Raw genomic sequence first — 12,216 nt, 5'->3', positions numbered from 1 at the left:
CATCTCGCTCAGCGGCTCGTCGCCCGCGGCGCGAGCGTCGTCGACGTGCCTGCCGCGGCGAGCAGTCGAGTGCGCGAACTCTCCCACGGCGGACGGCGCAAAAACGATCGGCGCCGCGGCCGCAGCCACCGTCACCCCCTTGGCAGAAAGACGGACGGATGTCGAGCCCGAGGACCACACCACGGCGCCGGCTCTCGGGGACGAACGGCGTGAGAAGCCGGCCCGGACCCGGGCCCCCGGCCGGCCCGGGCCCGGGCCCGCACGGCCGGCCGGCTCCACGCGCTGCTGCGTGATCTGCTGCCCGGCGGCGCCCAGGCCCAACGGTCCGCGGACCAGGCCGGCCGGACTGCTGCAGTGCGTCCGCCGCGCCGGCGGCGCCGGGACCGTCCGCAAGGACCCCGTGCAGCATCGATGACCTCCGCCGAGCTGGTCCGGATCCGTCTCGAACAGGTGCAGTACCGGCCCGGCCCGGTCCACGGATTCGTCACCGCGACCGGCTGGTCAGGACGCAGCCAAAACGCCACACCGCAAACGCAGACCTCAACAGCCGGCCCGGCGCCGCTGGATGCGGCTGAATCCGGTCCTGGCTTCGGGAACTGAGGTCTTCCTTCTTGGCTGCCCTGCAGGCCCGCTCCGCCGGCGGCCGGTGCGTCTAGCGTGAGGGTGCCGGCGGTGGCCGTAGGGAACCTGTCCGCCGGCGCGGGCATGGCCGCAGAGGGGCAGCTGTCGGAGCATGAGGAGATCCTGATGAGTGTGTTGGACCCTAAGTTTGCGACGGTGAAGCAGGCCGTCAGGGAGATAGCCGTACCCGATACGTGGCGGGCGTTCCGTGACGCTCTGTGTGCCCAACGGGCCGACCTGCGCTCGCTGCTGTGGGGCACAGAGACCGAGGGCGGCCTGCGGGGCCTGTTGACTTACATGATCGATTCCGATCCGGGCGAGGGAGTCCCCTCGCCCCAGGACGCGTCATACATTGAACCGCCCCTCGACCTGCCCGAATGGGTGATCGAAAGCATGGTGCTGAGCGCGCTGACGCCAACCGTTCGCGCCGTGCGGCACAGCACCCGCGGCGCGCCCTGGCTCGAGAGCGTCGGCGACAACAACCAGGTCCTCGAAGCGGAGGACAAAGCCGGCTACCTGCTTTACTGGAACGAACCGGCAGAGCCCACCTACAGTTTCGAGGTGAAGGCGCTCCAGTCCTACGTCTTCGGCGATACGACCCTTTTCTACCGCGAGATCTCCGCCACCGAAGGGGAATACTCTCTCGATGGCACGTTCACCCCGGAGGACAGGGCACGGACGACGGCATTTCTTGCCCAATGGGACGAACGAATGGCCGCCGCCAGCGTACCCCCGAAGGGGACGTTGCTGTCCCAACCGAAGCTGCTTGACGAGCATAAACCGACGGAGCCTGACGAGGACAAACCGGCGGAGCCTGACGAGGATAAACCGAAGAAGCTGCGCAAGCGCAAACCGGTATGGTGGGTCCGGCAGGTCGCGGACGGCGCGGGCGGTTCCGAAATGCAGTACTCCAGTGACGAGCAGTTCAGCGAAGTGAAAATGCTCTACGCCGACGGCGTGCGGGCCCTGCGGAGGAAAGCGGCGAAGGCGCGCTTTTCGTCCTCGGAACGGAAGGCCATGAAGTCGACGGTGGCGCCCGACGCCACGGTACCGATGGGGCACTCGTACGTCGAAGACGATGTCAAGCCGTCGCGGCTGGTCCTGTATCTGCCCAAGGAGACACGGAGCCGGCGCAAAGTGACTCGTGTGCTCGACGAGGGGGCAGAGCCGCCCCAACCGTGGGTGTTCATGCAAGGCGGGGAGAGGGTGCCCGCCGGGCGCTACGGCTGGGTACTCGACCCGGACTTCAACTTTTATCTCTTCAATGACGACCTGAACCTGATCTGGAAACTTGAGACAGTCGACGGCCAGGCACAAAACCTCGACATTCCGCCCGAGATTCTGCAGAACGCCGACCTGCAGACCTTCGGAAATATCCCCCAACTCCTCGAACGCCTGCAGACGGAGCAGGATCCGTCCAGGCACCGAGTCGTCGAGGTCGTGCTGCGCCACAGCAGCAACGTGCAGGGCGGGCGAGTCATCAGCGCAGGCATCTGCACCGTCGCCCAGGTCCAGGTCCCTGCCACGGACGCCGAAGGGCAGCCCTTGTACACCACGGAAAGCGACGACGGCGCCACCGTCCTGGTGCCGGAAGGCGACCTGCCCGCGAACAAGCAAGGCACGGCGCTCATCACGGGTTTCGAGCAGGCTTTCTCCGTGGATGACGTGCTGTCGGTGGCCGACAACGACAGCGGCCACTACCGCCCGCTGGTGGAAAACCATGAAAATGCCGTCAAGTGGCTGTTGAGAAACCGATTCATGCTCCATGCCAGCAACGTCAGACTCGTGGCCTCCGACCGATCCGGCGGGACAACGACATACAAGGACACCATGCTGCGAGCAGGCGCTCTCGACCAGGCCCTGGACCACAGTGGCGAACCGATTACCTACGCAGAACTGGAGACCCGCCACGACACCGCCCGCAACGCAGCGGCCAGGGGATTCATCAAGGGCGGTATCACGGCTGACATCAACAGTGCAAGAATGCTTTGCAAAATCGAAGACGATCCCCGTGAGCTTAAAAGGAGAAAAAGGAAATTCCATCAGGCGTACGTCAAATGCGCCCACCTGTACGGCACCGACCTCCTGGATGAAGCGTCCCGAGGCAAGGACTACGTGACTGCGCTCTCCCAGGTCCAAAAAATGGAGGATCTTGAGACCTTTCGCGAGGCATGGCAGCAGCTCACGGCGAAAGACAGACCGCCGAAGAACATTGCCCTGCTCCTGACGGCCGACGAATGCGAAGCTCTCGGAGTGGACGCCTCACGCGAAGGAGTGTCCACCGCGGAAACCAACTGGGCCGAGACCATGAAGGAGCACATGCCGTCCTCAGCCGACCTGAGCGAACTCGGACCCGCAACCCCAACCCCCACGCCCTACTCCACAGAAGCCGAAGACAACGAAGACGACGACGAACCGAACGAGCAGGCCCGCCGGCCAGACCCCCAGCCAGACCCAACCACCCGCGACGACGACGACGGATACATCGGCGGCGGATACTTCGTGGAACGGTAAACAAACCACCCCAAAAACACCTGCACCGAAAACCGCAATCCCCCACGACCACACCACACCGCCCCCGACTACCGGCCAGAACGCGGACGCGGCGAGCGTGAGGATGTAGGTGAGGAGATGACGCCGTCCCTGCGCCCGTCGGGGGATCCGGCACCGCCTGCGAGGCAGACAAGCCCCGGGTCATCCCCGGGCCCGGTGGACCGGACAACGCGGGCGGCTCAGGCCGGCGGGGTGGGCGATGATCAACGGGCAGGCGGGCTCTCGCCATGTGGTGATCAGGGGCTCGACGCCTCGTGATCACCCGGAGGCCGTGCCTGCCTGCGTTCCGGCCCCGCGAACTCCGCAGCCATATCCGTCACCTGCACCAGCATCGAATCGGATCGAACCTCTGAACGACGCCGCTCTGGCCCCTCTCTCAATCTCGAGGGAACCTCACCGTCCCGCTCGTCTGCACTCTCCAGACCTGTGACTGCGCAGGAGAAGAAGGCGGGCCAAGTGGGTTCGTGGCCGTGCCCTTAGGTCTGCCCTGGCCAGGCTGGTGGTCTGGGTCTGGGCCGGGAGACAGTTGAGGGCGCGGAGGGGCTCTGCCTTGCGAAGTATCGATCCTGTCGTCACTGGGGAATTCTATGGATAATGCAGAAGGGATTGCTGCGGCGATCCGTGAGGTGGCGGAGGCGGGCCAAACTGACTCCTCCTACGTGCTCTCCGTGAGGGCGTGGGTAACCGATTTCATCGGCCGGGACTTCGGCCTGGTTTTCAAAGACGGGAAAGTGGTCGAGGGGGCTGCTCAAATCCTTGAGCCGCTCCTGGGAGCACTCCGGGTCCTCGGCGTCGGTGATGGACTTCAGGCCATGTCCGTTTTCGAGAGGCTATGTGCAGCCGCCGAGCAGGACACGGCCATGGGTATGCACACACCTGGCGTGAAAGCTGAGCGCACACCTGATGTGCAAGCGGGCGCTTCTGCCATTGCCGAGGCTGTCTGCACCATAGTGGGTGCGGAAGCTGTCGATGCCGAGTATGTGCTTGCAATGAAGACATGGGTAAGCAATGTCCTCCTCGACTCATTTAAGCTCACATTTGAGGACGCTTTCACGGTCGCTGGAATGCCTGCCGGCCTCCCCATCGCCCCACTCCTCCTGGCAGAAATCGAAGCACGCGGCGCCACCGATCCACAGCAGACCGTGTCCGATTTCTCATTGCTGTGTGCATTCGCCGCGGACGCGCCGGTCATTGCCGAGGCCGTTTGCGCCACAGTGGGTGCGGAAGCTGTCGATGCCGAGTATGTGCTTGCAATGAAGACATGGGTAAGCAATGTCCTCCTCGACTCATTTAAGCTCACATTTGAGGACACTTTCACGGTCGCTGGAGTGCCTGCCGGCCTCCCCATCGCCCCACTCCTCCTGGCAGAAATCGAAGCACGCGGTGCCACCGATCCACAGCAGACTCTGATCGAATTCGCGTCGCGGTGCGCACTCTCCGGGCAGGACATGGGCACCCACGACATTACCGCCGCGCCGAATGACGCACAGATGCCCCAAGCCGCTACAATTTCCATGATATCGGACCTGCTCGGAAACAGCGAAGCCTTCGCTGCCGCCGGTCCCCTGCTGGCACAATTCTCCGAGTTTTTCGCCGACTCGGATGCGCCCCTTGTACAGATGCCCGATATTGCTCCGGAATCTCTTACTGACACCCGCCTTCTATCGGAACTGTTCGAAAGCAAGGAAGAGTTCGAGGAGACCCTTCCCCAGCTCGCAAAACTTGCCCAGTACGGCGACAAGCCGGAGAAGTTCCTTGAAGAAATGTTCGGGATCACCCCGAATGTCCTGGACCTGCTGGCGGAGATGGAGAACGGCGATGGCTGACATTCCTGCGCTTCAGGTGAGCACGCATTGAGGCCGTCCGGAGCGGCTGAAACTTCGCCACAGAGGGATCATGGAAAGGTATTCCTCCAATGACTCCTCTCCACTCGAAGCAACCTCGGAACCCGAGACATGGAAGGCGGTGCAGCCATGGAAGACACCAGCAGCGACAAAGGCTTCGCAGACAGTAAAGGTAAAGACCCGGATGTGAAGCCGAAGAGTAAGAAGAAGTACTCGAATTTCTCTGTTGATGACCTACAGCGTCGAATGAAGGTGACCATCGATCGCGCAGTAAAGTCGGGGGTAAAAGAAAACAGGGATGGGGAACTGGTAGTGCGCGCTACCAACCTGGCCCTGGCGAAGTATTTCGGGGTCGATGTTCCTACAATTGAAGGCTGGATCGGGAATGGAAATCCCCCTGAGGAGATGGCCGGCGAACTGGGGGATATCTGGTACGATCTCACGAACCTCGGATGGGCGACTGTCCAGAACTGCAGGAGGATTTATGATATTCACGCGGAAGAGGGTGTGTACACTCTGAACCATGAGCTCTCTAAGCGAGACCTTCGCGGCGAAACGCAAGAAGAAGAGGCTCAACGCTGGTCTTTGGCCTCGAATTCTATCCTTTATCCGGTAGCGACCCTGGGGACCGCAATATCCAGCGCGTTCATCGCTTGGGCTTGGATGGCAAGCAGCGAAGCAGTCCGCGGCAGTAATGACACGGCGCCTGGCGTGGCTGACAGAGAGGAAAGACTGGGTATCGGATCCCTTATCGCGTCCATCTTTGCGCTCGTGTTTTTCATTTGTGTTCTCGCGGGCGGAATAATAAAATGTAAACAGCTGTATGGTGGACAGGGCAGCAATACGCGCCTCCAGCAAAGGGACGTGTACTCACAGCGGCAGCAAGCCAAGTACAAGACCGGCGAGAAATACAGGGATTTGGCCAGCGATGCCGCCAACTTGGAAGTGGATGCTGCCAAGGAATCTGACGGCGCCAAGGCCGAGAGGATACGCGCCATAATGAATGTGAAAATTGAGATTTTGGAGAATTTCATCGCTGAAATAATGAGAGAATGTGAAGAACTTTCACGCATGCTTTCTCGGGCTCCCGCTTTCGCGCTGCCACCGACGAAGGCGAAGGACAAGTAATCGTCACGGCGCCGACGCGTAGCAGGCGAGGCCCCCGGACTGTTGAGCGAGATGTCTGACGTCTCAACTCTGCAGCCTGAGGGATGGAATGGGTCAGGGCCTGTACCCCGTCCCACTCCACGATCGCTTGTCCGGTGGCGTCCGGCGAAGAAGAGCCACCCAACTTCCAGGCCCGCTCGCGTACTTCGGCCCGCGCCGACCCCGGATCGCGCTCAGACCGAGCCTCTTCAGAGCGCCCACCAATCGGGTGACATGCCTGACCAATTTGCCCAGTTCGGCGGCGGCTTCCTTCCTCCACGAAGTTCCGAGTTGAAAAGGCTCACTCTTCGATTCGTACGCGGCGAGCTTGTCGATGAGCCGGAAGCGGTCGGGTCGGGGGCCACCGGTCCGAACACGGCCGCTCCGCCCGGCAGCATCCCGACATTCGCCAGACAGTCCCCGCTCAGCGCGACCGCCAGGAAAGCGATTTTGACCGTAACCGTTGGGGATCATCGTTCGCCCCCGTGCCCGTGTTGGAATGTGGCCGCTGCGTGTGGCGACGGACGGGCGGCGACGTGCAGCCGGTGGCGAAGACATGGAGACGACGCGGCGGCGACCGGCCGACGCCGCCGCGCTTGCGCAGCCCTCGGTTGATCCGACCTACTGGCGTAGGCAACCGGGTGGAAAGGGGTGCGCTGTGGCCCCGGAATCGGGGTGCTATGGTCCGACCGCTGTTGCGTTTCCTATCTCGAGGCCGGATCGTGGTGGCGGTGGCGTGCGGGCCGGAAGCGGCCGTTGGTGCGCTTGGGCAGAGTCTGCGCCGGCCGGGTTGGCGATGATCGAAGAGCGCCGTTGGCCGCCGGACAAGCGCGCGAAGCGAGCCTTGATGCAGTGGGGAAACTCTGTCCGCGAGGCGCTCTTGCGACGGGGCGGGGGCCGGGCCCGGTGGAGCAGGCGTGCTGGTGGTGGACGAGACTGGCTTCGCCAAGCGCGGCAACGCCTCGGCCGGAGTGGCGCGCCGGTACTGCGGCGCTCTGGCGGAGTTTTCCCTTGCCAGGCGGGCGGGTGCCGGCCGCCTGGGCGAGCGGCACCGGCCAGGCTCTGATCGACCGGGAGCTGTACCTGCCCCGCGAGTGGACAAAGGACCGTGAGCGGTGTCGCCGCGCGCGCGTTCCCGACCGGGTCGCCTTCGCCGTCAAGCCGCGCCTGGCCGAGCAGATGATCGACCGGGCGGTGCCGGACCTGCCGCAGGGGCGGGTGTGGGTGGCCGCCGACGAGGTCTGCGGCCGCGACGGCGCCTCCGCCGGCACCTGGAGGACCTGGGCCTGCCCTACGTGGTGACGGTGCAGGCCAACCAGGGTGTGCTGCCCCGCCCCGGCTGGCGCCACCTGGCCCGCCTCGTGGAACGCTGCGCGGGTGAGGACGGGGTCGAACTGCCCGCCGGCCCCTCCCAACTGGACCCCCGTACCTGGCAGTGGTGGGTGCGCCGGATACCCGCTCCGGACGCACCGGCCGGCAGCGGCACCGCCCGCTGGCTGCTGGCCCGGCGCCGCCCCGAGACGCCGGGTACTACCTGGGCTGGGGCCCGCAGGACACCTCGGTGGAAGACTTCGTGCTGGTGTCGGGCGCCCGCTGGCGGGTGAAGGAAGCGATCAAACTCGCGTAGTCGGCCGCCGGGATGGCCGACTACGAGGTACGCCACTTCCACAGCTGGTACCGGCACGTCACCCTGTCCCAGCTGGCCGCCGGGTTCCTGGCGGTCCAGGCCGCCGCCGAACGCCGCGACGCGCAAGCCGTTCCGCCCCACACAGTGGAACCGGAGTGACCCCACCGTCCCCGGTGAACTCATCCCGATCAAACCTCACCGCCTTCGAGGCCGCCCGCCTCCTCATCCTGATGGCTCCTCAGCCATCGCGTGAGCAGCGGATCCGTCACGGTCTGCACTGGTCACGATGGCGCCGCCTCCACCAAGCCCTTGCCCGTGCCTGCCACCGCAAACGCCGAACCGACGCCAGAACCCCACCCGGCCACCAACCGCGCTCTAGGACTGAAGGGTCAGCAAGGGTCAGCGGACGAACGTCACGTATTCCTCGAAACTGATCTTCTTGTCCCCGTTTTTGTCGGCCATCCCCATAATCACGGCGACATTATCGTCAGAGACGTTCTCACTGCCGGCCCTCAGCGCTGCAGCGAATTCCGCAGCCGTAATAAACCCGTCGCCGTCCGTGTCGATCTCGTCGAATGCCGCCCGCTTGTCGCCAGCCACAAGGCCTCCCTCACACAGTGATTACCGAGCTGATTACCGAGCCCACTATCAGCTCCCTCACACTTCATGCTAACCCCCGACCGCCGACAAGGCATTACGACGGCTCCCCCAGCAATCGCACTCGATCTCCATACAATCCCTCGCCCGACCCCGGAAATGACCGCCCCACCACCACGACGAACACCAAGCCAGAGTGACAATCGACCCGAGAACTCAACGCCGACCAGGTACGCACGCCCCGGTGGCCAGCCGAAACCATCAGCGCACCACAAATCCCGCACGGGGCAGAACGGCACAACCCGGGGCCGGCAGGGCACCACCCCGGTCACCAGCAGAACAAGGCACGCCGGGCCCGGGAGGACACCCATGCGTTCACAGCAGGTCTGTGTCCGATCAACAGCTGATCTAGGTTGACGAGGCTCAGTGAACCTCTTTCAACCTGAGCATTCGCAGGTCAGCGATCCAGCGCACCTTCGGTACACGCCAAGGGCGTGGTAAATGCCGCGGCGCGCTGGGGATACTTCTGTCTCCCCCGACATGGGCTGATGCCGGTCCGGGACGCCGGAGGAACTCGTTCCGGCCGAAACCGATACCTCTGTGATGCCGGTGAGCTCGCAGGTCAGCGTGGTACCGGGGGCCACCCACGGAAACCGTGCAGTGTTGATGCGAGCACGTGCGTCAGAATTCCTGATACACCCTGGCCCTCCCGGAACGACGTACGACGGGTTCGTCCGCCAGGGAGGAAGCAAGGCCCTGGACGTACTACACGAACGCTGCGCAGGCCTCGACATCAGCAAGAAGGACGCCAAGGCCTGCGTCCGAACCCCGAGTACGAAACAGCCGGGGGTCCTTCACAACCCAGACCACAACGTGGGGATCGACGACGAACGCAGTCCTCGCCCTGCGGGACCACCCGCTCGCCGCACAGGTGACGCTGGTTGCGATCCAGGCGACCTCGGACTACCGGAAGCCCCTTCCACTACGTGCTGGACGAGGGCCTGAACGTGATCCTGCTCAACGCCCGGCAGGTCAAGAACCTGCCCGGCCGCAAGACGGACGTCTCCGATGCAGCCTGGCTGGCCCAGCTCGACACCCACGGCCTGGTCAGGCCCTCCTTCGTCCTACCCGAGTCAGTGCGCCAACTACGGGACCTGACCCGCGCCCGGACCACCGCAATCCGTGAACGCGGCCGGGCGATCCAGCAGCCGGAGAAGCCCCTGGAGGACACCGGCATCAAACTCTCCGCGGTCGCCGCCGACATCACGGGCGTCTCCGGCCGGGCCATGCTCGAAGCCCTCATCCGCAGCGAAGCCGACCCCCAGGTCCTCGCGGACCTGGCCGAACACAAGCTCCGCAACAAGATCCCCGAACTCACCGAGGCCCTGACCGGCCGCTCCCTGGCCGACTGCGCTTCCGGCGAAGGCAAGTGCAGCTTCAACTCCCCCGAGACCTCGCGGGGCTTACCCCGGCAAGCCCCGCCAGGTCTCCGAACTGCTCTACAACTGCACCGCCTCGCCCGCCGCCCAGACGATGTCAGGGGCCGACACCGTGGGCTCCTCCCACTCGGTGGGCGGCACGATCACCGTCGGCGGCGGCATCGAGGGCATCATCACCGCCAGCGTCACCGCAACGTACAACTACACATGGCAGCGCTCGCACACGGAGACGAGTTCCTTCACGGTGAACGTCCAGCCGGGAGACGTCGGTTGGATCCCCCGGGCCCAGGTGATGCAGGACATATCCGGCACGTGGCAGACCCACTACGACGACCCCAAGTGGGGCCACTACTACTGGTTCGTGCCCGACGTGGTCACCGGCCCCGCCCCGAACGGCACGGACGGCAAGCACAACGCCGTCGTGGTCGAGTCCGGCAAGATGACAGCCGACGAAAAGAAGCTCTACTCCAACGGCTCCACCAAGAACGAGGTCTTCACCCGCAACAGCTGAACCGCCCCGCTCAGCGAGGACCGTAGGATTCAGTGAACACGGTGGGCGCACAGCCCGGCCGGCTGCCCCGCGTGTGCCGTCGCGGGCTCACGCAGACCATCCAGATGATCACCTGGCCGCCGGCCGGACGGTGTCCCACACTTGCGCAGCGCACACACCAAGCAGTCTTATGCTGGGCGCGGCATCGTGACAGCTCTTACCGTGGCGGGCCACCACACGGCGCCGGCCCGGCATGTAACCGCGGGGTGATCGCAGCGCGGGCCCTCTCATGACTGCGGCCCTGCGTGGGCATGCCACTGACCGTCGTGTTCCTGCTCGCTGTTGACGTGTGGCGCCGCTACCCGGGGCCCTCACCATGCCCCGAAGTCTGCCCTATGGAGCAGACCTTCCTTCTTATGTCGCGATCTGCCGTCCCGGCGGCACTAAGATGCTTCGCCCGCGAGTTGCTGGATCACGGGCACACCGTCACGGCGGTGCAGCTGCCGCCGACGTCGCTGTTCGACGATGTGGCGGTCGTGCACTGCCCGCTGGCCCAACACGGTCCCATGGTGCTGGTCGGGCACTCTTACGCAGGTGCGGTGATCTCCGCAGCATCACAGGCCCCGTGGGATGGCGCGAGCGTCCGTCGTGGTACGTGCTGTGCAACCAGGACGGCACACTCACACCGGACATACAAAAGGCTATGGCGGGCCAGCTCGCTGCGCGGGTGGTCAGTGTCGAGGCCAGTCACGCTGTCGCCGCCCAGCCACACGTCGTGGTCGAGGCTCGAACTGGCAGCGGCTGCCGTCCCTGTATAAGGGGCCGGACAGTCCACCGCCGGTGGCCAGGAACCATAAACGGCCCCGGTTGCCCCGGCCCCACCGGGGCAACCTTGTCTGGGCCAGCAGCTGCAGACGGTCGTCGGACACAGCTCAGGTCAGCGCACGAAGCGACTGAACCATGACCGGCACCGCGCCGTCACCCGGTGCTTGTAGCGCTGCGCATGACGTGCCAGAGCCTGACGTGCGGCCAGCTTGATAGACGATGTGACGTTCACAGAGCACCTCTCAACTACACCGTGCATGAGCCATGACACAGGCAGCCACGACCTGACGTGCCCGGCGCATTAGAAAACCTGCTTCTGATCGCGGCGCACATTCTCCGCCTGGAGGCCCTTGGAATTGCGAGCCACGTCGAAGGTCACTCCTTCGCCTGCATCCAAGGACCGGTAGCCGCTCCCACTGATCGCGCTGTAGTGAACGAAGACGTCCTGCGATCCCTTGCCTGCCACGGGGCTGATGAAACCAAACCCCTTGTCAGCGTTGAACCACTTCACGGTTCCCTTGACGTTGCACTCGACGGTTGAATCGGTCACTTCAACTCCTAGACCTGCTGCACTGTTAGCCATGAGGGTGCACAGGCGACCTTGAATGGACACCAAGGCCGCCCCACCCGGGCCGGCGCCCACCTGGCTGCCGGCTGCTGTCCATTGCATCCGCAAGACACCCGCTTTACCACAACCGATGAGGCACCTACCCGTCTTGAAAAAATGAACCTTTCAGGCACGCCGCCGGGCCGCGCGGCCCGGCGGTGGACGGCAATGGCCTCGAAAATGACCGGTCCGCCGTGGACGCCGGCCCGCACCTTGCCCTACCACAACGGCCGCACCGAAGGCATCAACACCCGCACCAAGAGGATCATGCGACAGATGCACGGCGCTGGATTCGACCTCCCCCATCACCGCATCCTCCTGCCCTGAGAACACCCGGCGTCACCACCGACTACGGGTCAGAGCCGCTCGTTTGACAGATCCGGACCTGGGACATCAGCATCTACACCCCACGGCGACGAGACGGTGATCTATTGGCTGGACGTGGGTTGTCAGCGGGATTGGTGAAC

General features: G+C 64.4%; 10 protein-coding genes and 4 pseudogenes. 11 read left to right on the top strand and 3 right to left on the bottom strand.

The genetic code is table 11. The features are described 5' to 3' along the window. The first annotated feature begins 411 nt into the window (after positions 1-411). The 4 genes from OG331_RS47580 (at position 412) to OG331_RS47565 (ending at position 6,146) form a co-directional block, all read left to right on the top strand. Positions 412-600: a hypothetical protein gene (locus OG331_RS47580; RefSeq protein ID WP_406191856.1), complete on the top strand. Its 189-nt coding sequence runs from the start codon at positions 412-414 to the stop codon at positions 598-600. 72 nt (positions 601-672) lie between these two features. Then, the gene (locus tag OG331_RS47575) at positions 673-3,135 is read left to right on the top strand and encodes a hypothetical protein (protein ID WP_406209475.1); all 2,463 of its coding nucleotides are present in this window, start codon (positions 673-675) and stop codon (positions 3,133-3,135) included. A gap of 626 nt (positions 3,136-3,761) precedes the next feature. Continuing rightward, positions 3,762-5,000 (top strand): hypothetical protein, encoded by a 1,239-nt coding sequence (locus tag OG331_RS47570; RefSeq protein WP_406191860.1) that lies wholly within the window; start codon positions 3,762-3,764, stop codon positions 4,998-5,000. A 147-nt stretch (positions 5,001-5,147) separates the two neighbouring features. Continuing rightward, positions 5,148-6,146, top strand: coding sequence for a hypothetical protein (locus tag OG331_RS47565; protein WP_406191862.1), 999 nt, complete (start codon positions 5,148-5,150; stop codon positions 6,144-6,146). A 321-nt stretch (positions 6,147-6,467) separates the two neighbouring features. Here OG331_RS47565 and OG331_RS47560 read toward each other — a convergent pair. After that, positions 6,468-6,604, bottom strand: a pseudogene (locus OG331_RS47560) (IS1380 family transposase); the annotation flags it as partial. Between the two features lie 477 nt (positions 6,605-7,081). Here OG331_RS47560 and OG331_RS47555 point away from each other — a divergent pair. From OG331_RS47555 to OG331_RS47540, 4 genes and pseudogenes are all read left to right on the top strand, one after another. Next, positions 7,082-7,150: pseudogene (locus tag OG331_RS47555) on the top strand (hypothetical protein); the annotation flags it as partial. Between the two features lie 25 nt (positions 7,151-7,175). Further along, positions 7,176-7,466 (top strand): transposase, encoded by a 291-nt coding sequence (locus tag OG331_RS47550; RefSeq protein ID WP_406209472.1) that lies wholly within the window; start codon positions 7,176-7,178, stop codon positions 7,464-7,466. Positions 7,467-7,602: 136 nt separating this feature from the next. Continuing rightward, positions 7,603-7,791, top strand: a complete 189-nt coding sequence (locus OG331_RS47545; RefSeq protein WP_406209469.1) for a hypothetical protein — start codon at positions 7,603-7,605, stop codon at positions 7,789-7,791. Positions 7,792-7,803: 12 nt separating this feature from the next. Continuing rightward, positions 7,804-7,950 carry a hypothetical protein gene (locus tag OG331_RS47540; RefSeq protein WP_406209466.1) on the top strand — a complete coding sequence of 49 codons (147 nt, stop codon included), beginning with the start codon at positions 7,804-7,806 and terminating at the stop codon, positions 7,948-7,950. A 240-nt stretch (positions 7,951-8,190) separates the two neighbouring features. On the opposite strand, the gene OG331_RS47535 is transcribed toward OG331_RS47540, so the two are convergent. After that, positions 8,191-8,391 carry an EF-hand domain-containing protein gene (locus OG331_RS47535; protein WP_406191865.1) on the bottom strand — a complete coding sequence of 67 codons (201 nt, stop codon included), beginning with the start codon at positions 8,389-8,391 and terminating at the stop codon, positions 8,191-8,193. Positions 8,392-9,144: 753 nt separating this feature from the next. Here OG331_RS47535 and OG331_RS47530 point away from each other — a divergent pair. Both OG331_RS47530 and OG331_RS47525 read left to right on the top strand, forming a co-directional pair. Then, positions 9,145-9,785 (top strand): annotated as a pseudogene (locus tag OG331_RS47530) (transposase); the annotation flags it as partial. A 154-nt stretch (positions 9,786-9,939) separates the two neighbouring features. Next, complete coding sequence (locus tag OG331_RS47525) at positions 9,940-10,338, top strand: hypothetical protein (RefSeq protein ID WP_406210958.1); 399 nt, start codon at positions 9,940-9,942, stop codon at positions 10,336-10,338. 1,105 nt (positions 10,339-11,443) lie between these two features. Here the strand turns inward: OG331_RS47525 and OG331_RS47520 are convergent. Continuing rightward, the gene (locus OG331_RS47520) at positions 11,444-11,692 is read right to left on the bottom strand and encodes a cold-shock protein (protein ID WP_406209463.1); all 249 of its coding nucleotides are present in this window, start codon (positions 11,690-11,692) and stop codon (positions 11,444-11,446) included. Positions 11,693-11,916: 224 nt separating this feature from the next. Here OG331_RS47520 and OG331_RS47515 point away from each other — a divergent pair. After that, a pseudogene (locus OG331_RS47515) lies at positions 11,917-12,076 on the top strand (ISL3 family transposase); the annotation flags it as partial. Positions 12,077-12,216: the final 140 nt, after the last annotated feature.

The sequence above is a fragment of the Streptomyces sp. NBC_01017 genome (assembly GCF_045162795.1).
GTDB classification, from domain to species: Bacteria; Actinomycetota; Actinomycetes; order Streptomycetales; family Streptomycetaceae; genus Streptomyces; species Streptomyces machairae.
The sequence above is the reverse complement of the archived record's forward strand: the minus strand, read 5'-3'. Positions and strand labels throughout refer to the sequence as shown.